General features: G+C 43.0%; 22 protein-coding genes. 9 read left to right on the top strand and 13 right to left on the bottom strand.

What is annotated here, in order from left to right; genetic code table 11:
- Positions 1-10 precede the first annotated feature (10 nt).
- Positions 11-352: a Grx4 family monothiol glutaredoxin gene (grxD, locus tag E5Y90_RS08425; protein ID WP_151204857.1), complete on the bottom strand. Its 342-nt coding sequence runs from the start codon at positions 350-352 to the stop codon at positions 11-13.
- Between the two features lie 159 nt (positions 353-511).
- On the opposite strand from grxD, the gene E5Y90_RS08430 reads away from it, so the two are divergent.
- A complete protein-coding gene (locus E5Y90_RS08430) occupies positions 512-1,723 on the top strand; it encodes an aspartate aminotransferase family protein (protein WP_174659966.1) in 1,212 nt (403 codons plus the stop codon).
- 55 nt (positions 1,724-1,778) lie between these two features.
- On the opposite strand, the gene E5Y90_RS08435 is transcribed toward E5Y90_RS08430, so the two are convergent.
- The 4 genes from E5Y90_RS08435 to surE form a co-directional block, all read right to left on the bottom strand.
- Positions 1,779-3,001 (bottom strand): IS3 family transposase gene (locus tag E5Y90_RS08435; protein WP_174659967.1). Its coding sequence is split into 2 segments (ribosomal slippage): positions 1,779-2,665 and positions 2,665-3,001, totalling 1,224 coding nucleotides; the frame shifts between segments, so codons are not numbered across the junction.
- A 97-nt stretch (positions 3,002-3,098) separates the two neighbouring features.
- Complete coding sequence (locus tag E5Y90_RS08440; RefSeq protein ID WP_151204855.1) at positions 3,099-4,028, bottom strand: LysR family transcriptional regulator; 930 nt, start codon at positions 4,026-4,028, stop codon at positions 3,099-3,101.
- Positions 4,029-4,119: 91 nt separating this feature from the next.
- Entirely contained in the window at positions 4,120-4,950 is an 831-nt protein-coding gene (locus E5Y90_RS08445; RefSeq protein ID WP_174659968.1) for a peptidoglycan DD-metalloendopeptidase family protein, read from the bottom strand.
- Between the two features lie 105 nt (positions 4,951-5,055).
- Positions 5,056-5,835, bottom strand: a complete 780-nt coding sequence (gene surE, locus E5Y90_RS08450) for a 5'/3'-nucleotidase SurE (protein ID WP_174659969.1) — start codon at positions 5,833-5,835, stop codon at positions 5,056-5,058.
- A 110-nt stretch (positions 5,836-5,945) separates the two neighbouring features.
- On the opposite strand from surE, the gene E5Y90_RS08455 reads away from it, so the two are divergent.
- The 4 genes from E5Y90_RS08455 to E5Y90_RS08470 all read left to right on the top strand — a co-directional run bounded on the left by E5Y90_RS08455 (position 5,946) and on the right by E5Y90_RS08470 (position 8,781).
- Positions 5,946-6,317 carry an MCR_0457 family protein gene (locus E5Y90_RS08455; protein ID WP_174659970.1) on the top strand — a complete coding sequence of 124 codons (372 nt, stop codon included), beginning with the start codon at positions 5,946-5,948 and terminating at the stop codon, positions 6,315-6,317.
- Positions 6,318-6,480: 163 nt separating this feature from the next.
- The gene (locus tag E5Y90_RS08460) at positions 6,481-6,861 is read left to right on the top strand and encodes an MCR_0457 family protein (protein ID WP_174659971.1); all 381 of its coding nucleotides are present in this window, start codon (positions 6,481-6,483) and stop codon (positions 6,859-6,861) included.
- Positions 6,862-6,990: 129 nt separating this feature from the next.
- Positions 6,991-8,139: a D-alanyl-D-alanine carboxypeptidase PBP5/6 gene (gene dacC / locus E5Y90_RS08465; RefSeq protein ID WP_151203875.1), complete on the top strand. Its 1,149-nt coding sequence runs from the start codon at positions 6,991-6,993 to the stop codon at positions 8,137-8,139.
- A 102-nt stretch (positions 8,140-8,241) separates the two neighbouring features.
- Complete coding sequence (locus E5Y90_RS08470) at positions 8,242-8,781, top strand: gamma carbonic anhydrase family protein (protein ID WP_174659972.1); 540 nt, start codon at positions 8,242-8,244, stop codon at positions 8,779-8,781.
- A gap of 1,078 nt (positions 8,782-9,859) precedes the next feature.
- On the opposite strand, the gene hfq is transcribed toward E5Y90_RS08470, so the two are convergent.
- The 4 genes from hfq to tsaE all read right to left on the bottom strand — a co-directional run bounded on the left by hfq (position 9,860) and on the right by tsaE (position 13,865).
- On the bottom strand, positions 9,860-10,381 hold the full coding sequence (gene hfq / locus E5Y90_RS08480; protein WP_174659973.1) for an RNA chaperone Hfq: 522 nt from the start codon (positions 10,379-10,381) through the stop codon (positions 9,860-9,862).
- A gap of 93 nt (positions 10,382-10,474) precedes the next feature.
- Positions 10,475-11,419, bottom strand: coding sequence for a tRNA (adenosine(37)-N6)-dimethylallyltransferase MiaA (gene miaA, locus E5Y90_RS08485; RefSeq protein ID WP_174659974.1), 945 nt, complete (start codon positions 11,417-11,419; stop codon positions 10,475-10,477).
- A gap of 6 nt (positions 11,420-11,425) precedes the next feature.
- Positions 11,426-13,396, bottom strand: coding sequence for a DNA mismatch repair endonuclease MutL (gene mutL, locus E5Y90_RS08490; RefSeq protein ID WP_174659975.1), 1,971 nt, complete (start codon positions 13,394-13,396; stop codon positions 11,426-11,428).
- Positions 13,386-13,865 carry a tRNA (adenosine(37)-N6)-threonylcarbamoyltransferase complex ATPase subunit type 1 TsaE gene (tsaE, locus tag E5Y90_RS08495; protein WP_151203880.1) on the bottom strand — a complete coding sequence of 160 codons (480 nt, stop codon included), beginning with the start codon at positions 13,863-13,865 and terminating at the stop codon, positions 13,386-13,388. The genes mutL and tsaE overlap by 11 nt, the downstream gene beginning before the upstream one ends.
- A gap of 128 nt (positions 13,866-13,993) precedes the next feature.
- On the opposite strand from tsaE, the gene E5Y90_RS08500 reads away from it, so the two are divergent.
- The 3 genes from E5Y90_RS08500 to E5Y90_RS08510 all read left to right on the top strand — a co-directional run bounded on the left by E5Y90_RS08500 (position 13,994) and on the right by E5Y90_RS08510 (position 15,905).
- Positions 13,994-14,902 (top strand): pseudouridine synthase, encoded by a 909-nt coding sequence (locus E5Y90_RS08500; RefSeq protein ID WP_151203881.1) that lies wholly within the window; start codon positions 13,994-13,996, stop codon positions 14,900-14,902.
- A gap of 114 nt (positions 14,903-15,016) precedes the next feature.
- Positions 15,017-15,364 carry a type II toxin-antitoxin system RelB/DinJ family antitoxin gene (locus E5Y90_RS08505; protein WP_151203882.1) on the top strand — a complete coding sequence of 116 codons (348 nt, stop codon included), beginning with the start codon at positions 15,017-15,019 and terminating at the stop codon, positions 15,362-15,364.
- 97 nt (positions 15,365-15,461) lie between these two features.
- A complete protein-coding gene (locus E5Y90_RS08510; protein WP_151203883.1) occupies positions 15,462-15,905 on the top strand; it encodes a GNAT family N-acetyltransferase in 444 nt (147 codons plus the stop codon).
- Between the two features lie 19 nt (positions 15,906-15,924).
- Here E5Y90_RS08510 and E5Y90_RS08515 read toward each other — a convergent pair whose 3' ends face one another.
- Positions 15,925-16,632, bottom strand: coding sequence for a pseudouridine synthase (locus E5Y90_RS08515; RefSeq protein WP_151203884.1), 708 nt, complete (start codon positions 16,630-16,632; stop codon positions 15,925-15,927).
- A gap of 136 nt (positions 16,633-16,768) precedes the next feature.
- Between E5Y90_RS08515 and E5Y90_RS08520 the strand changes: the two genes are divergently transcribed.
- A complete protein-coding gene (locus E5Y90_RS08520) occupies positions 16,769-17,221 on the top strand; it encodes a DUF441 domain-containing protein (protein ID WP_151203885.1) in 453 nt (150 codons plus the stop codon).
- A 180-nt stretch (positions 17,222-17,401) separates the two neighbouring features.
- On the opposite strand, the gene E5Y90_RS08525 is transcribed toward E5Y90_RS08520, so the two are convergent.
- From E5Y90_RS08525 to E5Y90_RS08535, 3 genes are all read right to left on the bottom strand, one after another.
- A complete protein-coding gene (locus E5Y90_RS08525; protein ID WP_174659976.1) occupies positions 17,402-18,385 on the bottom strand; it encodes an ion transporter in 984 nt (327 codons plus the stop codon).
- A gap of 125 nt (positions 18,386-18,510) precedes the next feature.
- Entirely contained in the window at positions 18,511-20,226 is a 1,716-nt protein-coding gene (locus tag E5Y90_RS08530) for an AAA family ATPase (protein ID WP_174659977.1), read from the bottom strand.
- Positions 20,227-20,313: 87 nt separating this feature from the next.
- Positions 20,314-22,317, bottom strand: a complete 2,004-nt coding sequence (locus E5Y90_RS08535; RefSeq protein WP_174659978.1) for a hypothetical protein — start codon at positions 22,315-22,317, stop codon at positions 20,314-20,316.
- Positions 22,318-22,659 lie beyond the last annotated feature (342 nt).

The raw sequence follows: 22,659 nt of genomic DNA on the forward strand, positions 1-22,659 counted from the left end.
ATTAAATCAATTAAGCTTCAGGTGCTGGGCTGTACTGTTCAACTAAAGACTTCAATTCACCTTTCTGGAACATATCGAGCATGATGTCACTACCACCAATCAACTCGCCATTGATCCAAAGCTGTGGGAATGTCGGCCAGTTTGCGATTTGTGGCAAAGTTGCACGGATATCCGGGTTTTCAAGGATATTCACATAAGCAAATGGACGACCAATTTGACTGAGTGCTTCTACCGCACGCGCAGAGAAACCACACTGTGGAAATTGTGGTGTACCTTTCATATAAAGAAGTACTGCATGTTTAGCAATTTGGTCACGAATTAACGCTTCGGTATCGCGTACTTGTTCAGTCATTGATAAATCCTCAACTAATCTGTCTGGCATTATACCGAAATCCGAGAAAAACAGTATGGCTAATGCAATAAATCCATTTTTATTTACATTTACCCTTTAAATCTGCTCAGGTTTTTGCTTATATAAGTTTTTATTTCCACCTCCACTAAAGAGTCAGTCATGAACAATATTAGTCTCGCTCCGGTGCAAACTGATCAACCTTCTCATTTGATGCCAGTCTTTGGCCGTCAACCGATCAGCTTTATCCGAGGGCGAGGTGCATATCTGTATACCGAGGATGGTACGGAATATCTGGATGCCTTAACCGGTATTGCCGTATGTGGCTTGGGCCATGCACACCCGGTCATTGCTGAAGCGATTGCCGAACAGGCAGCCACCCTGATCCATACCAGCAACCTGTTTGAAGTACCTTGGCAGACTGCCGCAGCCCAAAAACTTGCCGAAGTAGCAGGCATGGAAGAGGTTTTCTTCTCTAACAGTGGTGCAGAGTCTAATGAGGGCGCCATCAAAATTGCGCGTAAATTCGGTCATATGCAAGGCATTGCCAGCCCTAAAATTATTGTAGCCGAGCACTCTTTCCATGGCCGTACCATGGCTACCCTGTCTGCAACAGGCAACAAAAAGGTTCAAGAAGGTTTTGGCCCTCTGGTTGAAGGTTTTATCCGTGTTCCTTTTGGCGATATTGAAGCCATTGAAGAAGCAGCGATCAACCATCCTGATATTGTCGCGATTCTGGTCGAGCCAATTCAAGGCGAAGGTGGAGTTAATACAGCTCCGCAGGGCTTTAGCTATCTGGAAGAAATCCGTCAGCTCTGTAACCAGCACCACTGGTTGATGATGCTCGATGAAGTTCAGACCGGAAATGGCCGTACAGGAAAATATTTTGCCTATCAGCATACCAATATTATTCCAGATGTACTGACCACAGCCAAAGGTCTGGGCAATGGCTTCCCGATCGGTGCTGTCATGACCCAAGGCCGTGGTGTAGGCGTTTTAACTGCGGGTAATCATGGCTCGACTTATAGTGGGACCGCCTTAGGCTCACGTGTGGTTTATACCATTATCGATATTATGCAAAAAGAAAATATCGTGGAAAATGCAGCGGAAAAAGGTGCTTATATTGTTGAACAGCTACGCACCCAACTTGCAGCCCATAACGTGACCGTACGCGGTTTTGGCCTTATGATTGGAATTGAATTACCGAAAGCGTGTGCCGAGCTGGTGGATATTGCACGTGATGAATACAAGATGATCATCAATGTAACCGCAGGAAATGTCGTGCGTCTGTTGCCTACCCTGAATATCACTCAAGAACAGGCAGACCAGCTGGTGGAGCGTCTGGTTAAAATGATTAAAGCTTATCTAGCTTAAGACAGATAAGTGTCTTGTCCTGAAATAGATTGACAGTATTCCACTTCAAACCGAGTTATGCAATTAGCTCGGTTTTAGTTTGCTCATACGTCTGATTCGGGGTGTTCATATTTAAACTTAAATGTGGTCTATAGCAATTATAAATCATGATAGATTCCGCAATTAAGTGATCTAACTCCTTCATGGTTTGACATCGTGTAGTTAAAAACTCCTGCTTTAATATTCCATTAATCCGCTCTGCTAATGCGTTCTGGTAACAGTCTCCTCCATCTGTCATAGAAGGACATACCCCATAATGGCGTAATGCCGATTGATATAGTTCAGAGCAATACTGAGAGCCTCTGTCTGAATGGTGAATCATCCTGGCTGCCCGATCTGTCACATGCTGCATCGCCATATGTAGTGCCTGCACAACATTCTCTGCACGCATATCATTCGATAACTTATAACCTTTAATCTGGCGGGTATAAGCATCTGTCACCAAGGATAAATAATGCACACCTTCAGCACTCTCAACATAGGTAATATCACTAACAAAGACTTCATTGGCTTGCACTGCTGAATAATCCTTTAATAAATTTGGATGCTTCTTCATCCAATGCTTGCTATCCGTAGTTTTTGTATAGCGACGCTTAGGGCGAATCAATAAGTTATTTTCTTTCAATATTTTAAATAACTGATCCCGTCCACACTTTAAACCACGTTGCAACAATTTGCCTTTAATAAGCCAATACAGCTTACGTGTTCCGATACTTGGCATGAGACAGCGATATTCCATAACCAACTCAAGTATTTGTTCAGTTGCTTGTGCAGTCATTTGAGCACGTTTTTCTGCTTGATAATAAGCTTGTCGAGTGATTCCTAACCACTGACAATAACGTGAAACGCTTAGTCTTCTTTGGCTTTGCCAATCTTTGAAACGTGCTCGGTATACTTTTTTCCAAGATCAGTCCCACACTCTTTATCAATGTGATAAATCACATCCTGTATAAATTCAGTTTTGAGCTTTTCTGCGGCTAACTGTTTTTCTAATTGGCGGATTCGTTGTTGGGGTGTCAATTGGCGTTTAGAAGAAGTCGGCATATTCGAAGTCCAGTCCTGTTGTCCGTGCTTGCGTAACCATACCAGCACAGTTGATCTTCCTTGAATACCATATTTTGCCTGAGCTTGCTTATAAGTAATTTGCCCTTTTTCTACTTCATGTACCACCATCATTTTAAAGGCAAAGCTATAGTCACGTTGTGTACGTTTAACTCGTTGTTCTCGTTTATGTTCCATAAAATAAGTCTCTTAAGGTGTAAACTTATTTCAGGACGGGACAAAGCTTTAAACCAAAAAAGCCGCTTTCTAGCGGCTTTTTTTATAGTCTGGATATTTATGAGGCCACTTGTAACACGCGTCCCCCAGCAATCTGGCTAAAATATTGTTTCAGTGTATCAATGCAACGAAGCGTTTTGGTCGGCTGTTGTTCTCGTTTCGGCATGACAGCATAAAGTGTCAGTGGTGGAAGCTTCCATTCAGGCAACACTTCAACCAGAGAACCATTCATTAAGTCTTTTTTTCCATCCAGATATAAAATCTTGGCAATGCCATTTCCCTGTAAACACATGGCTTTGGCAACCTGACCATTGTTGGTGCTAAATCGTGAATTTAGCTCAAACTCTACCTGTTCTGCGCTATGAATATGCTTAAAATAGAAGCGCTGATACTGCTTGAAATGAGTCAGTGGCAACATATCATGAGTTTTCAGATCTTCAGGACGTGAAATGACTGACTTTTGATTAATATAACTTGGTGCAGCAACCAGAATCTGTTCAATCTGGATCAATGGTACAACCTGCAGATTCGGGTCGTCCTGATTCTGGTCAAATTTCAGGGCAATATCGATACGCCCCTCCAACAAATCAACCTCATGACTGCTTGTATCCAGATGGACCCTCAGACCGCGATGAGCAGACATCCAGTGAGAAAGTGCAGGAATCACATGATTAGCGCATAATTCTGGCAAGGAGGCAATGCGAAGCTCACCTACCAGATCATCACGTAACTCATCTATGCGAACTTTGCCACGCTCTGCAGCCGATAGCATTTCTTGGCAACTGTGGAAAAATGCTTGCCCCACCTCAGTCAAACTTAATTTTCTTGTCGAACGATTTAAAAGTATAACTTCCATATCTTGTTCTAATGAGCGAATTTGTTGACTCACAGCACTGGTCGTGATCCCTAACTCACGAGCAGCCCCGCTAAACGAGTTCTTTTCCACAACGCAAGCAAAGACGCCCATTGCCCGAAGTTGATCTAACATAAATTTCCCTCTAAACTTATGAGATGCCTCATCTTTTGATAAAAGCAACTCATTGTATTATACGGTGAAATTTGCGCTTTGCATTATTTATTTAATTATTTGGTAAAACTGCTGTCGGATTAATCGGCTTACCATCTAAACGTACCTGGAACTCAAGCATGGTACGGTTGGTACCTGTTGATCCCATTTCTGCAATTTTCTGACCAGCTGTTACATTTTGACCACTTTTCACGTTTAATTTACTGTTATGTGCATAAGCGGTGATATAGCCATTAATATGCTTGATCAGTATCAGATTGCCATATTCTTTTAAGCCATCGGCTGCATAGACGACCTGACCATCAGCTGCTGCCATCACCGGATCACCCATTTGGCCACCATAACGGGTGCCTTTGATATTTGCATCCAGATCATAGGCCTGCAAAATTGGACCATTTGACGGTTTTACCCAACGCAATCCAGCCGCGGTAGATACCGGAGTTACCGGTGTAGGACTTATGCGTGGAGTGGTCTGTACAGTGGTGCTGACTGAAGGCGCCGGTGTCGGTGTAGGTACTGCAATAGTTTGACGCTGGATAGGTGCAGCTTGGGTAACAGGCTGAGCCGTTGTACGACGTGCGGCATTCTTTTTCAGGCGGATCGACTGTCCTACATAGATGCGGTATGGCGGAGCAATATCATTCATTTCTGCAATACTGATATAGTTCAGGCCATAACGTGTCGCAATACCGCTCAAGGTATCCCCAGAACGAACCGTATAAAAGTCAGGAGCTGTAGCATAGCGAGCCGGATTATTCACCTGAGGCTTGGTTGCACAACCTGTCATAATGATTGCGGATGCCGCTGCGATCGATAAAACCAGGGTTTTCATCAAGGTGGATGTTGAGGCTATCGCGAAGCTTTTCGTTGACACCAAGGACATTATCTTCCTCTCTAAACATTTATACGGTTGCAAAATTGCGTTAAGAGTAGCAAAGTTTTACTGCAATATACTTGCAATAGTTATTTTTTCACAAAGTTATAACACTTATAGAGGGTTTTCAGGCAGCTGGGCCTGTAAGTCGTGCAAGACTGCGTAGTTTGTGGCATCTATCTGGATAGGCGTGATACTAACGTAGCCGTTTGCGACTGCGAAAAAGTCAGATTCGATCTCGGTCAGGCCTTTTTTTGGCTCTGCAACTGCCTCACCTGCCAGCCCAATCCAGTAGACCTGACGCCCACGCGGATCCACATGACTGCTAATGGGCTTGGATTGTGAACGACGGCCCTGATAGGTCACCTTGGCACCTTTTAAAAGGGCTATATCCGGAATATTAATATTAAAGATATGTCGCTCCGGTAAGACGGGCAGACCCTGTGCAATAAAATCACGTACCCAGGTTGCCGCAACCCGGTAATCTTCAGAAGATTCATAGCCACGGACATTGGCACCACATAGCGAAACCGCCAGTGCAGGATGCTTGCTCAGTCGCCCTTCCAGGGCCGCCCCTACAGTACCTGAATAAAGCACATCATCTCCCAGATTTGCCCCGCTGTTAATGCCGCTGACGACCAGATCAAATTCAAGATCGAATAAACCGTTCATGGCCAGATAGACACAATCTGCAGGCGTACCGTTGACCGCCCAGACATCAGGAGAAATCTGGATCGGCCGGAGGGGACGGTCCAAGGTCAGCGCACTGGAATAGCCGCTACGTTCACTTTCAGGTGCCACCACCACCACACGCCCTAAAGCACTCAAAGCCCGTGCCAAAGCCTGAAGACCAGGGGCAAACACACCATCATCATTTGAAATCAATATATTCACAAAAAATCTCGTTATGCCAGAAAATGACTCGTTAGGACATTTCATTGTATTCGTTCAGGAATTATATATATTTGTGGCCTTACATCCACCTTTAATAAATCTGGTTCATCATGATGAAAAAAAAATCTTTATCAGGGGTAGCATTGTGCTTTAGCGCACTTTTTTCTCACTCAGTACTTGCAACGACTGATCTGACCACCGAAGAAAGCAATACAATCATTAAAGAAGATATTGCCGCAGCACAAGTCATGGCTGAGGTATGCCCTGCCATTATTGGTAAAAATGCAACATTTGACAGCGTAATTCAGCAATTGATCCAAACCTATCTTGGGGAATACTCGGTTAAAGGCATGACCTATTCAGCGCTTCAGGCCGATTCAGAATATAAATCTTTACTGAAAGAAGCACGTGACGGTGCAAAACAGTCTTCTCAGGAAGAACAACAAACAGTTTGTCAGGAAATTCTTGACCATCAAGGTTGAGCCCAGTTTTAGGATCCTAAATAAGACGGTGCTTACATCGTCTTATTTTTCTTACAGATATCTTCACAATTCTACAGCTTCACTACATTTTCATACTTTTCAATTCAAAAAATAGGTTTAAGCTAGGCAAATTATTGTTCTAAAGCTGATTTTTGAGTTTTCAATGAAAAAGACCTTATTTAAAACCTTCTCTTTGTGCGCCATTTCTGTGGCAACTTTTCTGGGCACTTCCGCAAATGCTGCTGATGAAAATATTGAAGTTACACCCGTTCAATCTGTGACTCCGCATGAACTTGCTGCGATTTATGTCTTATCTGAAATCTGTCCAGGCATGGTCAAGGACAAAGCCAAATTCAACCAGGGCTATAACAAGCTGGTGGCTGAATATTTACCAGGTCAGAAAAATCCGGTAGAGAGCTTAAATCAATTGAGCAAACAGGCAGATTTTCGCCATATTCTGGCCGAAGCCAAGACCGATGCCAAAAAGGCCGGTAAGAAAAAAAATCAAGTGATTTGTGATGAATTAACTGCCTACAGCAATTAAATCATTTTTCTTGCAGCTACTTACAATACTTTTAAAATAACCCCGGGTTTCCCATAGAAGTCAGCCTAGCTTTGTCCTAAAATGCTAGGCTCTTTTGTGCCTACATCAAGATATTGGAACCCACTAGAAATGACCCAAAAAACCGCTCTTGCTGCATTATTATTAATTCCTAGTTTCAGCTTTGCAGCAACTGTCTTATCTGCACCACCAGAATTGAATAATAAATCTTATGTGCTAATGGACTTCGAGACAGGGCAAATTCTCGCTGCAAAAAATGAAAATGAAAAACTTGCCCCGGCTTCAATGACCAAGATGATGACCAGTTATCTCATCGAACAGAAGTTATTAAGCGGTGAGCTGACTGAAAATGAACAGGTTCGTATGAACGAATCTGCCTGGTGCCGTGGGAGTAGCACCGAGTCATGTATGTATGTGCCCTTAAATGGTACCGCGACTACACTGGAAATGTTACGCGGGATTATTATCCAGTCCGGTAATGATGCTTCTAAGGCGATGGCTGAACATATTGCAGGGAACGAAGGTACCTTTGCACATATGATGAATCAGGAAGCGAAACGTATCGGCATGGTCAATACCAGCTTTGTGAACTCAACCGGTATGCCAGCAGAAGGTCATTATTCAACTGCAAAAGATATGGCGATTTTGGCACAGCACATTATTAAAGACAGCTCAAAATACTATCCAATTTATTCAGAAAAAGAATTTACCTTTAATGGCATCAAACAGGGTAACCGTAATGCCCTGCTCTATACAGATCCAAGTGTGGATGGCTTAAAAACCGGCCATACCGATGAAGCGGGTTTCTGTTTAACCACCTCTGCCAAACGCGGACCAACTCGCCTGATCTCGGTGATTTTTGGTGCGCCATCAATGCAAGAACGTGCCTCACAGACACGTGACTTGCTGGCTTGGGGTTATGCCAACTTTGAAACCAAAAATGTTCAACCCGCCAAGCAGGTGTTGGCTAAGGCCAAAGTCTGGTTTGCAAAGGAAGATGAAGTTCAGATCGGTCTTGCAGAAAACTTTAATGTGACTATGCCTAAAGGTCAGGCTAATGCCATTAAAACCCAGTTGGTCGTTCAGCCTAAACTGACCGCACCTTTACAGCCAGGTCAGGTCGTGGGGAAATATGTAGCGACTCTGGATGGTAAAGTCATTTCAGAAAAACCGCTAGTTGCTTTAAATGCGGTTGAAGAAGCAGGCTTCTTTGCACGTATGCTCGACCATATCAAACAGTTCTTCAGCAACCTGTTCTAAGTCAAACATTCCGTCTTAGACGAAAGCCAAAGCATTCATTCAGATGGATGCTTTTTTGTTCTATACTCTTCATGTTTTTTAATAAGCCTCGGACCCCGCAATATGCACCCAAATATTCGCCCTTATTTAAACACTCGCCCACAGATCGATACTTCCTGCTATATCGATCCCATGAGCATTGTGGTCGGTGATGTGGTATTGGCTGAAAATGTCTCAGTATGGCCTTTTGCGGTGATTCGTGGTGATGTGAACTCGATTCGAATCGGTAAAAACTCCAACGTTCAGGATCATGCCATGCTGCATGTCAGCCATAAAAAAGCTGACAAACCAAATGGTTCACCTTTAATTATTGGAGAAGATGTCACGATTGGCCATCATGTGACTCTACATGGCTGCACCATTGGCAACCGCGTCCTCATTGGCATTAACAGTATTATTCTGGATGATGTGTTAATTCCTAATGATGTCATGATTGGTGCAGGAACGCTGGTACCGCCCGGCAAGGTACTGGAAAGCGGCTGGTTATATGTGGGCAGCCCTGCCAAAAAAGCCCGTCCACTAACTGAAAAAGAATTGGCTTTTTTATCCTATTCCGCACAGAATTATGTCAAGGTATCGACTAATTACTTGAACCAAACTTGAGCTTCTCTATCCATCATACATAAAAATTGGCTTAAAAAATAAAAGGACGAGAGGCACCGCTTGGGCTACCACACCAAATGCACTGCTCTAGTCCTTGGGTGCGATAGTAGTCAATTACTCTGTGTTGATGCTTTTTTCTCAAACAGCAGCATTGCTATATGTAAGTGGTTCTCAAGTTAGGGTTTGTTAACCTTTCATAAAGGCAGCCAAATATAAATACAAGCTAAAAAAAACCGCACTTTAATAATTTCGCTTTAGCTGATCATACCGAGTAGCCATACCTCTAAGCTGTTTTAAGCTTGCAAAGCTATTGTCAACTAAAGGCCTCATTTCATATACATACCGATCTATATTTTTACCGCCAGACTACTTCGAGTGAATTCTTCCCGAAACATTCATTTAAATTTGAATATATTGATTTTTTCTCTTAGTGAGTTTCCATCATAACTTTTATCAGCAATAATATCAGTTTCTGCCACTCCCCAACAAACAACCAAAACAGGAGAAACTTGGACCTTATAGCTTGTCTCATCCCCAATGATAATTCTAGGATTACCATTTAAATCGACTCCTAAATGAATTTGAGCACTGTCTCCACCGATACTTTTGAAATACCTTGATTTTGAATGCCCGTAGCAGACTGATGTGTGCGCCTAGCTTGCACCAATAAATATCCACTCTGAAGCAACGTCAGAGGAAATTAAATAGTTTGAATAGTTTATTTTTGACCATCGAGAAAACTGCTTGAATATTATATTGGATTTCCTAAAGGCGGTAAGTAAATCTCACCAAGACTAACCTAGTCAAATCGGATAAAAAATAGTTTCAATAAAATTTCATTCGGTATAAAGACAAAAATTAAGAAAAATAGTTCTTAACTTAGACCGCGTTGATGTCAGCATGGTATGAGGTGTAATGAGTGTAAAATCGGGTTAGCGATTGATTGTACTATCTCGCTATTTTTTGGGAAAAGAATATCTATAGATCCGACACTACAACATCAAATTTTTTTATAGGTTTAAAATTAATACTTATAAAAAAACCTCTCAATAGAGAGGTTTTTTTATTTCAGATTCGATTAACGATTGTTTTCGTCGTCTGAAGAATCTTCAAATTTCGAGTCATTCTCAAAGCCTGTGCCTTGAGCACCAAAGCCTGCGCCTTGACCACCAAAGCCCGCGCCTTGACCACCAAAACCGCCAGCACCCTGACCGAAGCCACCTTGGCCACCGAAACCACCTTGGCCACCGAAACCGCCAGCACCTTGACCGAAGCCGCCTTGACCACCAAAGCCGCCTGCGCCTTGACCACCAAAGCCACCTTGACCACCAAAGCCACCCGCGCCTTGACCACCAAAGCCCGCACCTTGAGGACCAGCAGGTGCACCAGCAGGACGTGGATTACGTGCAGGAACTACAGTTGAAATTGCATGTTTGTAAACCATTTGGCTTACTGTATTTTTTAATAAAACAACATATTGGTCAAAAGATTCAATATGACCTTGTAATTTGATACCGTTTACCAGGAAGATAGAAACAGGAATACGTTCCTTACGAAGAGAATTCAGAAACGGATCTTGTAAAGTTTGACCTTTAGACATGTTATAACTCCAAAAAAAATTAAAAATCAGCGCAAAAAACTATCTCTATTTTTCAATTAAAAATTATAAAAAAGATAGTCTCTAAATTTTGCTTTATCCGTGACAGTTTCGCAAGTCTTCTTGGGCCTGCTCGAGCGTAAAATATGTAGTAAATTTATGCTTTTCTTGCAAAGATCTCAACCAGGTATATTGACGTTTTGCAAGTTGTCGTGTTGCGAACAAAGCCTTATCTTCCATTTCTCGTTGTTTTTCGCTACTTATATTGCCATTTTTTAAGAATTCTATGGCCTGACGATAACCGACTGAACGCATTGACGGTAAATTATCATCAAAATCGTATTTTCCCATTAACTCCTTAACTTCATTCAAAAATCCGTTTTTCCACATTAATTCAAGCCGTATCTCAATACGTTTGTGCAATTCTACCCGATCTGGCATCAGGGCATAATTATGGAAACTGTAACGATATGGTTGATTTTTTGGTTGTTCTGCTTGTAGTTTTGTAATCGGCTCACCTGTCAGCCTAAAGACTTCCAAGGCACGGATGATGCGCTGTTTATCACTTGGCTTGAACTTTTGTCCAGCGACCGGGTCAACCCGACACAATTCTGCATAGACGGCCTCCCAGCCTTCACGTATAGCCTGATCTTCAATCTCAGCACGAACCGTATAGTCTGCACTTGGCAAATTATCCGACAACCCCTCTAATAGCGCCTTAAAATACAGCATAGTGCCACCCACTAAAATCGGAGTCTTGCCACGGGCATGAATCTCATCAATCAGTTTGCAGGCATCTTCGACAAAGTTTGCCGCAGAATAGACTTCCAGCGGACTAATAATATCGATCAGATGATGCGGATAACGCGCCAGTTCCTCTTTTGAGGGCTTGGCTGTACCAATATCCATCTCCCGGTAAACCAAGGCTGAATCAACTGAAATCAGTTCAAAATTTCCTTGCTCATAAAGTTCACATGCCAAAGCAGTTTTACCGCTTGCAGTTGGTCCCATTAAATTGATGACCGGCAGTTGATTGGACATGTAAGACTACTCTCCCCGAGCAAAAAGTTTATCAAGTTGAGCCAATGGAAAAGCTCGCCAGGTTGGACGACCATGATTACATTGACTCGCAAATTCAGTGTGTTCCATCTGACGCAATAAAGCATTCATTTCAGATAGACTTAAAATACGATGGGCACGTACTGCACCGTGACAAGCCATGCCTGCCAGAATCTGGTCACGTTTCTGCAATAAGCCCTGCGCCTGATCATTGGGATCAAGGTCATTAAGAAGTTCAGGAATCAAGGCATCAAAATCGGCTTTGTGCAAAATGGCCGGTACACCACGTACAATCACCTGCTCATCACCATACTGATCAATTTCCAGCCCCAGACGTGCCAGCTGATCTCTCAGCTCATCAATCCGCATGGCCTGCATCCGGCTGATATTCACGACTTTAGGTATCAGCAATTGTTGTGACATCCAGAATTCCGGCTTGTCCCAGGCCATTTTCATCTGTTGCAGCAAAATACGTTCATGTGCCGCATGCATATCCACAATAATCAGGCCTTCGATATTCTGTGCCAGAATATAAATGCCGTGCAGCTGGGCAATGGCAATGCCTAAAGGGTGTTCATCGACTTTGCTTTGCAGATGAGTCTGAAAGCTATCGCCAACAGACGCATCGGTAACAGTATCAAGCTCTCGCAAGGGTGCCAGATAGCTTTTTAAGGCATTATTGAGTTGCTGTGAACCAGTATAAGATTTACTGTAATCTGGCGCATAATGCACAGTTTGCGGCCGTGAGGATTCAAAATCTGTCAGTATATCCAAAGGTGCATTTTCGTCCTGAACAGGAACAGTGGACGAGTGAGCTGGCATTTGGGCTGTCACTGACTGGTGCAGGCTGAATTGCTCCTGATAGCGTGGTTGAGATGCACTCGCCACAGCTTCACCTTCAGTCTTCATTGCCTCTGACAGATCAGCACTCGCCGTCTGGAACTGTGCCAAGGTTTCCTTGGCATAATGCCGTACAAACTCATGCACTTCACGCTGGTTCAGAAAACGTATTTCATGCTTGGTCGGATGCACATTGACATCAATACTTTCCGGGTCAATTTCCAGAAACAGTAAATAGGCCGCATGCTGATGACCATGCAGAATACCGTCATACGCCATACGCAAGGCATGGGAAATGGTCTTATCCTTGACAATCCGCCCATTCACATAGACATATTGCAGATCAGCCTGTGCACGTGCATCAGAGGGATGACCGAGCCAACCCGATAAACGCATGTTAATACTATCCGCATCCATCCAGTAAGCATTTTCAGTAAACTGGCGGCCAAGTAACTGCTGCACCCGCTGAAAGCGTAATGCGCCACTGTCTGCCACTGGCAGATTCAGTTTGATGCTGTCATTGTGTTCCAGAACAAAACGGATATTAAAATGGGTCAACGCCATACGGCGGACAATTTCTTCAATATGCCCAAATTCGGTTCCAGGCTTTTTCAGAAATTTACGTCGTGCCGGTACATTAAAGAATAAATCCTGCACCCGGATCTGGGTGCCTTTAGGCGCCGCGACCGGCTGAATTTCCTGATGTTCAAACGCGGTCCCATTGACTTCGACCTGATAGCCAATGCCGTCTTCATTCTGGCTACTGGTCAGACTTAAACGCGATACAGCAGCAATCGATGCCAAAGCCTCCCCACGAAATCCGAGACTGTTAATGGCATGCAGCTCTTCCGCAGTCTGAATTTTACTGGTCGCATGACGCAGCACAGCCAATGGCAAATCTTCATGATGGATACCACGTCCATTATCAGTGATTTCAATCAGTGTACTGCCGCCCTGTTCCACCCGGATCAGCAGCTCGGTTGCTCCTGCATCAATTGAGTTTTCCAGTAATTCCTTCACCACAGATGCGGGACGTTCAATCACCTCTCCCGCTGCAATCTGGTTGGCAAGTGCCGGATCAAGTGCACGGATACGGCGTATACTGAGATCATGAACCATGTGAAAATTCGCGCTCCAAAGCCTGTTTTAATGCCAGATTAGATGAAATCAAACTCACAGTACGTGTAAGTTCATCTTCGGATTTTAAAATTTCAATAATTAAATCTGCCTGTGGAATTTCATCCCCACCTTTAGATGGCCATTCAAATAAAAATAACGCATTCGGCGTTTCCAGATAATCTCGAATGCCCATCAATTCAAGCTCATAAGGGTCATTTAGACGATACAGGTCAAAATGAAAAATATCCTGCTCATTAATTTGATACGGCTCGACCAAAGTATAGGTGGGGCTTTTTACCGAGCCTTTGTGGCCAAGCTGCTGCAAGTAATAGCGCGTTAATGTAGTTTTCCCTGCCCCCAAGTCACCAATCAAATAGACAACACCAGCAGGAAAGGTTTCTGCCAGAACTTTGGCCAATTTTCGGGTATCTTCTTCATGATTTAAAGTGACATTCAAGGAATAAGGCATATTACTCACGACATGCGATAAAAGAATAATTATGATAGCATCGCAGCACTTTAAAAGCCTATTCACCTCTGTGAGAAACTGTGTTTTTTCACAGCATCTGTTTTAATAAGAGAGCTTGCGACCTAATCATGCATTCGCCTGTTGATTTTAAGCCACCTATGCTGAATGGCGTAAGTGCGAGTAAAGTTTTTTTGCAAGCTGTTTCCCCCCGTCCTGCGACCATTTATGCTTATTTATGTCAGCAGTTCCGGCACATCGAACCCCGCGAATGGCAGTCCCGCTTTGAGCTCGGTCTGGTGTATGACGCTCAGGGCCAAGTCTTAACGGTAGAGAGTCCCTTTCAGCCCAACACGCACTGTTTTTACTATCGCTTTTTGGCTTATGAAGCCCATGTTCCCTTTCAGCATCAGATTCTGTTTGAAAACGAACATCTGCTGGTGGTCGACAAGCCACACTTTTTGACCATGAGTCCCACCGGACAGTATGTACAGGAAACGTTACTCGTCCGGCTAAAACAGCAGACCGGAAATGAGCATCTTAGCCCGATTCACCGACTGGACCGTGAAACTGCCGGAGTTGTGCTGATTTCCAAATGTGTAGAATCGCGTGGTGCCTATCAGCAGATGTTTGCGACCCGGCAAGTACAAAAAACCTATCATGCGATTGCCGCTTATCGTCCTGATTTAAACTTCCCGATGACTTTAAGCCTGAAAATGGAAAAAGGGCAGCCTTTTTATACCATGCAGATCGTTGAAGGTGAGCCAAATAGTGAAACGCTTATTCAACTGCTAGAACACAAAGGGCAATGGGCGAAATATGAACTGCACCCCCATACCGGAAAACAGCATCAGCTGCGCGTCCATTTGAATCATTTAAATATCCCGATTCAACATGATCCTTTTTATCCCGAAGTGGTGCATAAAGCTGAATATGACTTTTCCCAGCCTTTAAAACTGCTTGCCAAACAGCTCCAGTTTAAGGATCCGCTCACAGAACAACAGATGAGTTTTAGTTCAAAATTTGAATTGACACTGTAAATCGCTTGTCATTACAGATTATTTTCTAAAATCGGTCGCTTTAAGATTGAAATTCAACATTAAATGATTAGAATAAATGCGAAAAGTTAAGTAATTTAAAGCTTTGAAAATATTATGAGAAAAACTGAAGTCTATCAAATTCGCCTGGATTCCCAAGAAAAGAAACAGGCTTTTGCAGTATTTAAGCAATTAGGGATTACACCCGCTCAGGCAGTGCGGCTGTTTTTTAAACAGGTTGTTATTACCAAGTCAATTCCTTTCTCCATCGAGAACCAGAATATCGATCTGGAGCAGCTGATTAAATTGCGCAAACTGAAGCAAAATGAACTGAGAGCAGAGCAAGCCCTTCATCCGGTTACTACTGCTCAGGCAGCAGATCATCAAGAACTGGTTGCAGATGATGATCATCTTGATTTATTTGAAGAACTTAATGCAATTTTGGGTGAAAGCGACAAAATTTAACATTGTTGCACTTAGGAACAATTCTTAAGTCCCTCCTCTGGCTAATTTCGCTATGCTTTATGCTAATGATCAAGCAAAATTAGCATGGAGTAAGCCAATGATTGTACGACGTGCCCAGTCGGAAGATCTGCATAATCTGGCTGTTTTATTTGATGAGTATCGCCAGTTTTATGGTGCTTCTTCCAATTTCGATCTTTCCCATCAATTCCTGAAACAGCGTTTTGAAGATGGTCAAACCGTTATTTTCATTAATACTAAAGATGAGGCCTTAATTGGCTTTATTGTGCTGTATTTAGGTTTTTCCTCAGTTGCCTGTTCCACTTATTATATTTTGGATGATGTTTATATCAGCCCGGCTTATCGCCGTCAGGGCGCAGCCAAACAGTTGATTGATACAGCAGTTTTATTTGCCAAACATCAACAGGCCTTAAGAATCAGTCTGGAAACCCAAAAGAACAATTACCAGTCCCACCACTTGTATGAATCCATGGGATTTGTTAAAGATGATGAGTTTCAGACTTACCACTGCTTTTTAAAATAAACCTTTTAACTTGAGCTTGTTATTCTGAACGGAATTTTGCCTGAGCCACCTGTTCTTCGGTCAAATAAATCCATTCCCCATCCCCCAAGTCATTACATGCCAATGCCCCAATCTGGGCACGATGTAGCTGCTCAACTTTATTTCCCACTGCAGCCAGCATACGCTTAACCTGATGATACACCCCTTGATGAATGGTCATTTGTAAACGTTTTTCATCCAGACGACTGATATGGGTCGCTGCAAAGATACCTTTTTCATTTCTTAGCTCAACTCCCTGTTCCAGCTGCTGAATCTGCTCCGTTGTAATCGGATCGGCTGTGGTCATCTGATAAACCTTTGCCACATGCTTTTTCGGGTGCGTCAGGGCTTGCAGAAACTGACCATCATCTGTCAGCAGTAACAGCCCGGTGGTATCCTGATCCAGACGACCCACACATTGCAGGCCGCGATTCAACAGAATGTCGTCAAACAGGTCAAAAACACTGAAGTGATGTGTGGCCTGATGGGAACATTCATAGCCTTGAGGCTTATTTAAAGCGATATAGACTTTTTCCCGGTAGCGATGTTCATGACCATAGACACTAAATATAAGGTCTTGCAGATTGAGCTTATATTTGGGTTCATCGATGATTTCTCCCTGAATTGAAACAGCACCATTCTTAATTAGTTGCTGGCAATGCTTACGTGAACCGAAACCTTGTGATTGCAACATTTTCTCTAATAGCATCTGTTTGAACCTGCTTAAACGGGAGATAGGCGCATTCTATACTGAAATTCCATCAAGATTCTGCGCTGTCCGGTTTTTCTCCCCCTCTCAGGTTAAAAAGCCTATAATCCTGTGAAGTTTCATTTTTCTATCTCCTATGTCCCAACTTGATTTAAACCTGATTGTTCTTTTGGTTTTACTGGCTTGCGGTATATTTAGCCATAATAGTGCAGTGACCATTGCTGCAGCGGTGCTGATTGTACTTAAAATTACGCCACTGCATGACCTACTTCCTTATGTTCAGCAGCACGGGCTAAATATCGGGATTATTATTTTAACGATTGGCGTATTGGCCCCGATTGCGAGTGGAAAAATTCCTGGGGAAAGCATTCTGAAATCTTTTCTTAGCTGGAAATCTTTACTGGCGATTAGTATTGGTCTTTTTGTGGCCTGGCTCGGTGGACGTGGGGTCAAACTGATGGCAAATCAGCCAGATGTAGTGGCCGGCCTGTTGATTGGTACAGTCGCAGGTGTAGCTGTCCTGCGTGGCGTACCGGTGGGACCATTGATTGCAGCCGGAATTTTATCGTTATTGATTGGAACCAGATAATGGGAGTGAATTCGCATCAAGTGTAACAAAGCGTAATCTAGGAAAAAGAAGATGTTTTGAAACATCCCTGTTGTAGCTTCCTGGCATATCCATTTATCGCAGCCATGTACTCAATAATTTCCGTTCCAAAGCTTAAGCAGTCACCTATTAGAATAGTTTTAAGCCCTTTGGATAAGCATTTCAATCCGGTAGTTTTTTCCCACAATGTGGACAATAAGCATAGTGTTCCCGCTCTTGCTGTAATGCTTCTTCGCGTTGCTCACGCATCAATTGAAAAATAATATCCTGCGTCTGCTCCATACTCAGCCCGACCTCTTTGCGAATATTTTCAATTTTCTCTTGATCAATCAATAAATCGATTTCAGCATTTTGTAATAATTCTCTAAACTTTAATTCCAGATTTTGTTTACGTTGTTCTAGCTCATGCGTTAAACCCGTGGCTAAAATACCCGCCGGCAACGCGGCTAACCCTACCCCTAAAATGGTAATAAGTGCACCTAAAAAACGCCCTACAGGCGTAATAGGGGTCACATCTCCATACCCCACAGTGGTGAGTGTGACCACCGCCCACCACATAGAAGCCGGAATTGAAGTAAATACCTCTGGTTGCGCCTTGCTCTCAACCACATATATACAGGCGGCTGCCATGACAATCATGATGCTCAAAATAAATACGACTGCCTGAAAAGAACCTTTTTCACGTTCAATCACGCGCAAGAGAATTTGCAAGGACACAAAATACCGTGTCAACTTTAACAGTCGTAACAGCCGTAAAATTCTGAGAAAACGTAAGTCGATCGGCACCCAAAAATTGATATAAGCCGGTAGAATGGCTAATAAATCAATCATTGCTCCACCGCTTTTTACCCAATTCAGGCGATTCTTCCATGCACTTTCAAAGGGACTCTCTTCGGCGATAGACCAAAAACGCAAGAGATATTCAATGGAAAAAACTAGAATAGAAAAATATTCAAATAAATCAAAAAACAACGAATAAGATTGATAAATATCATTTACTGATTCCAATAATACGGCGCTGGCATTACTAATGATCAGTAAAATTAAAAAATAGTTAATGATCCGGCTAAATTTTGTTTCGTATTCTTCATTATGTAAATTGTTATAAACGAATTTTCTGAGTGAGTACCACGTGGTAAATACCATATTCGTGCAGATTGTGATTGAGAGTACTTTCTATTTTAATCTGTTAATTCAAGTTGAAAAAGATGGAATGCCGGATAAATGATAAAGTATTCATCAAACATCCATCTTCAGTACTTCACGCAAGGTTATTCAACAAACAGTAAGGCCAGACGCACCTGATCATAGCCCATCCGCGGACTGGTCAGCTCGACAATCGGGCGTAATTTAATACTGCCATCATCATTAAAATGATCAGAGTTTTGGCGTTTAGTCAGACGTTTATAAATCTTGCGCACTTGCTCAACCACTTCTTCCCCCGGATGAGCGATTGAAATATCCAGTCCTCGTTCCTTCTGCAAACGGCCCAAATGATTAATAATGGTTGCAGGCGTCAGACCACGTTCTGTCGCAATATCAGCAATTTCATAGCCTTCTTCAAACAGTTCACGGGTTTCATCCAGCGTGGCAGCAGCATAATTGGTTTTAGCGCCACTTTTGGCAATTTTCCTTTCATTACGCTGAATTTCAGTTTCATTCAAGGTTCCGCCGCAGTGACGAATAAAGGCCTTATGCTGAGTAGTCAAATCGACATGGGAAAAATTGGCCTCGGCTTCATCAGACAGTTCCTGAAAACGGCGATCTGCTTTAATCGCCAAACTGTCAAGCTCTAAAGCCTGTTCATTAAAACCTTTCAGGCGTAATCCACTTAAAGTCTTTAAACGTGACAGCGCCACATAGCCCTGCCCTTTTTCAAAGGTATGGTTGAGGTCAATTTCAGCCGCCTCTAATGTCATGCCTTGAGATTTATGAATGGTAATGGCCCAGGCCAGACGTAAGGGAATCTGCTGGAAACTGGCAATGGTTTTACCCGCTTCATTATCGACCGACCAGGTTTCAGGCTCAACAAGCAAGGTGGTTCCATCGGTGAGTTTCACTTTAGGCAGAATGCCATATTCATCATCATCTTCAAAACCAATGACTTCCCCCAAACTGCCGTTGATATAACCCATATCAAAGTTATTTTTCACGAACATCACTTTGGCATGTTTTTTCAGGGTTAAAGCCTCGGGGGCTCTCACGGATGATTTTAAGGTTTCAATCAGTTTTTCATTTCCATCACACTGCGCATCGAACTGCCGTGGCTCCTGATCAATTTCATTCAGATGTTTAAAGTTAATACTGTCCACATCCATGTTATGGGTATACAGACGCGTATAAGTCTCGCCGATTTCTTGCTGACGTGTGCTATGCAGGGCGGCCAGATGCTCCTGCGTAATGGCCTGAGCACGAATCGCATTTAAAATATCATTCAGATAATCATTGCCCTGACGATGCTGCTCAGTCAGATAACACACCCGAAACTTGGCTTCGACCCAAGCTTCAGACATAAAACAGAATTTGTCCCGATTACGCTCATCATTTTTACCCACTGGCGGTAACTGGAAAAAGTCACCTGCTACAATTACCTGAATGCCGCCAAAAGCCTCATCGCTTTCCTTGAAATATTTCAGTACCTGATTGACCAAATTCAGCTGCTTGGCATGCAACATGGAGATTTCATCAATAATCAGGACTTGCGCATTTTCCAGATGTTCTTTTAGGTATTTACGCTCTTTCATGCGCTTTAAGTCTTCGTCAGACAAAAAGTCCTTAATCCCGATACCCGCCCAAGTGTGAATCGTCATTCCGTTCATGTGCGTCGCCGCGATACCGGTCGAGGCCGTAATTGCGACAGAGACCTTACGGGCTTTTAGATAATTGATATATTGATTGAGCGTATAGGTTTTGCCTGCCCCTGCAGAACCGGTTAAAAAGACATTTTCTCCTGCTTTTAATAACTTAAGCGCAGTTTCCTGTTTCATAAAAAGAGATACCCTAAAAGAACGGCTATAGCCTAACGATTTTTGGCGGAAAAGTTAAGCATCACGGCGGAAAAGGCCTAAATCCGGTCAGGCTTGCAGGTTGAGCCAGTCAATAAAATGCTGGGCAATATTGATGTATTCCAGTTCCGCTTTTTGATTGTTCGGATACTCCAGCTGGTCAAAAATTACATGCCCATCCTGTAACTGGCAACCCAAAATCAGCGGTAAATGAATATCGGGATGTGACATCCGAAAGGCCACATATTCTCCTTCAACGATCCGCTGTGCGTAACTTGCAGCCAGACAATTCCTGAATATTCGAGCTTCCTCAAGAATCCGGTCTAAACTTTTTAACTCCTCAAAGCGCCAATTAAAATACAGTAAAAACGGTGCCTGGGTACGTGCTGTCCAGCTCGCTAGGGCAAACTCCTTTTTAAGCTTGGCGACAATTTCTTGTTTCTGAATATGGTTATGCCACGCTACGGCTTGAGCGAACAGGCTGCTCCAAGTCAGATTTTTAGCCACATCAGCATGAGTAGAAAAATATTCCGGTAAATAATCACGCACATAACCATTAAAAACTGACTCACGCACATGCTGGTTCTGCAAATAAAAGCGCTTTCGAAACTCTACAAAAGGAATGCGGTTCCGCTGCAATACATGATAAAAATCGCGGTCCTGCTGTGTCTGCGGGCGAATATAGGCCAGCACATCTACTGGCAGATCCTGAGTGGCTTTATATAAATGTTGCATAAATGCCTGCATGACCCGGCTTAAATTGGTATACACCTTTTTAGTCATATGATCATTCAGTGCCATATCCCGTAATAAGCCTCTCCACTCATCCAGATACAAAATGGAGGGGCTAATGGCAATACGCTGATCTTCATAGGCTTGGCCAGTACCTTTCAGAGCAACCTTCTGATTCTGCTGATGCTGAAACCAGCCATATTGAATCGCATATTGATGCGCACTATGAATGAACAGACGCGCTGCCACATATTGAAAATATTGCAGGGTGGCCAGAATGATTTGTGGATGAATATGATGGCTATCAATAAAGCTTAAAGCGGTCGCGGCCACCCGTACACTGCTGTGCTGAATATTCATGCTCAGCCAATCCAGCACCTCGGCAGACTGTTTAAATAGCCAGTTAACCGTGCGCTTGCAATCAAATAGGGGGAAATTAGCCACCTTTTTTTGCCACAAATAACTGTCATTTTCCAGAAAATTGCGCTTGGATAACAAGTCATCCCGTTGCCAGATCTCGCGGTTCATTAGACGAACAAAGCCCAACAGATTACTTTGCTCTTCAGCATGACGATATAACAGTCGAATATCATCGATATGCTCATTCAGCTCATACAGGTTAAAACGGTTCTCAAAAGATAATGCCATAATCCGGAGAGTCGCCGGATGCAGGAACTCGGCTGCACTAAAACAAAACTCATCTAAACTATCCATCAAGGATTGAATCGACAGGAACTCATTCGACTGTAAGTAGTGTAAGGAAAAAACCTGCTGCAAGCGGTTCAAAATCTCGACAGGAATTTCTTGTCCATGCTGGACATAGGCATACAGCAACGGTTGATGATACAGCTCTGCCTGAATCATCAGAGAGTCCATAATTTCGGCTTGAACAGCTGATATCTGGCTCAAACATTCAGCAACCCGCTTCGGCCCCTCTACCCAGGCATAGACCTGATCTATAAGAATCTGGCGTAACGACTTGGCCTTGTCTCTTAAAAAAAGTGAATGCTGGGGTTTTAAATCACCGGTTAAAAAGTAAATATCTTGAAAAAAGAAATCTTCCAGTGCTTCGGCTTTGGCCTGTTTAAAATCAAAATGAGCCTCCGCCAAGACATATGCCCGTTGCTGATCTAAATCCTTGGGCGTATAAAACTGGATATAAAACATTCCATTGAGCAGATCAATCCGGTGCTGCTCTTGATAAATCTTGAACAGGTTTTGCGCATTCAGCTGGCCAATCAGCGCCATCTGATCGAGATAAAGTTCGTTCAGATTGGGGAAAATACTGAGACTTTGTTGAGCAGACTGCTTTAAACGCCGTAGCAGGCTATCCTGTTCCATATATGAATCCCCATCATTTTATTTTTCTATTGAAGCATATTGAGTCATAGGCCTAGAAGCGATTGTCTTTAAAAACAGTTCTGCACGTGCAGGCTTAAAAAACCAATTATTATTTTTAAACTATTTCGACTTACTGTAAAGCAAAGTAAAAATTAAAAAAAGACCGCTAAATGATCTTGCAGACACCTGACAGTAATTGCTTAAACCTCAGAGATTTCGAGTTGTGAACGGTCACAAAAGCTGATCAATTCCTCCAAAGTCTGCCCATGTACAATAGATTACGGCCGCATAGGCTAAAAACAAAAAAGATAAGCGTTGGGAAAAGCATTATTTGAGTATAGC

The sequence above is a fragment of the Acinetobacter sp. 10FS3-1 genome (assembly GCF_013343215.1).
GTDB lineage: Bacteria > Pseudomonadota > Gammaproteobacteria > Pseudomonadales > Moraxellaceae > Acinetobacter > Acinetobacter lwoffii_C.

What these genes read in the sequence shown, in the direction of transcription:
- hfq (WP_174659973.1), bottom strand. Translation starts at nt 10,381, where the DNA reads ATGTCTAAAGGTCAAACTTTACAAGATCCGTTTCTGAATTCTCTTCGT.
- miaA (WP_174659974.1), bottom strand. Translation starts at nt 11,419, where the DNA reads ATGTCCAATCAACTGCCGGTCATCAATTTAATGGGACCAACTGCAAGC.
- E5Y90_RS08445 (WP_174659968.1), bottom strand. Translation starts at nt 4,950, where the DNA reads ATGTCCTTGGTGTCAACGAAAAGCTTCGCGATAGCCTCAACATCCACC.
- E5Y90_RS08430 (WP_174659966.1), top strand. Translation starts at nt 512, where the DNA reads ATGAACAATATTAGTCTCGCTCCGGTGCAAACTGATCAACCTTCTCAT.
- grxD (WP_151204857.1), bottom strand. Translation starts at nt 352, where the DNA reads ATGACTGAACAAGTACGCGATACCGAAGCGTTAATTCGTGACCAAATT.
- E5Y90_RS08515 (WP_151203884.1), bottom strand. Translation starts at nt 16,632, where the DNA reads ATGCTATTAGAGAAAATGTTGCAATCACAAGGTTTCGGTTCACGTAAG.
- E5Y90_RS08535 (WP_174659978.1), bottom strand. Translation starts at nt 22,317, where the DNA reads ATGGAACAGGATAGCCTGCTACGGCGTTTAAAGCAGTCTGCTCAACAA.
- E5Y90_RS08440 (WP_151204855.1), bottom strand. Translation starts at nt 4,028, where the DNA reads ATGTTAGATCAACTTCGGGCAATGGGCGTCTTTGCTTGCGTTGTGGAA.
- E5Y90_RS08500 (WP_151203881.1), top strand. Translation starts at nt 13,994, where the DNA reads ATGCATTCGCCTGTTGATTTTAAGCCACCTATGCTGAATGGCGTAAGT.
- E5Y90_RS08520 (WP_151203885.1), top strand. Translation starts at nt 16,769, where the DNA reads ATGTCCCAACTTGATTTAAACCTGATTGTTCTTTTGGTTTTACTGGCT.
- mutL (WP_174659975.1), bottom strand. Translation starts at nt 13,396, where the DNA reads ATGGTTCATGATCTCAGTATACGCCGTATCCGTGCACTTGATCCGGCA.
- E5Y90_RS08530 (WP_174659977.1), bottom strand. Translation starts at nt 20,226, where the DNA reads ATGAAACAGGAAACTGCGCTTAAGTTATTAAAAGCAGGAGAAAATGTC.
- tsaE (WP_151203880.1), bottom strand. Translation starts at nt 13,865, where the DNA reads ATGCCTTATTCCTTGAATGTCACTTTAAATCATGAAGAAGATACCCGA.
- E5Y90_RS08470 (WP_174659972.1), top strand. Translation starts at nt 8,242, where the DNA reads ATGCACCCAAATATTCGCCCTTATTTAAACACTCGCCCACAGATCGAT.
- E5Y90_RS08460 (WP_174659971.1), top strand. Translation starts at nt 6,481, where the DNA reads ATGAAAAAGACCTTATTTAAAACCTTCTCTTTGTGCGCCATTTCTGTG.
- E5Y90_RS08455 (WP_174659970.1), top strand. Translation starts at nt 5,946, where the DNA reads ATGATGAAAAAAAAATCTTTATCAGGGGTAGCATTGTGCTTTAGCGCA.
- E5Y90_RS08510 (WP_151203883.1), top strand. Translation starts at nt 15,462, where the DNA reads ATGATTGTACGACGTGCCCAGTCGGAAGATCTGCATAATCTGGCTGTT.
- E5Y90_RS08525 (WP_174659976.1), bottom strand. Translation starts at nt 18,385, where the DNA reads ATGGTATTTACCACGTGGTACTCACTCAGAAAATTCGTTTATAACAAT.
- E5Y90_RS08505 (WP_151203882.1), top strand. Translation starts at nt 15,017, where the DNA reads ATGAGAAAAACTGAAGTCTATCAAATTCGCCTGGATTCCCAAGAAAAG.
- dacC (WP_151203875.1), top strand. Translation starts at nt 6,991, where the DNA reads ATGACCCAAAAAACCGCTCTTGCTGCATTATTATTAATTCCTAGTTTC.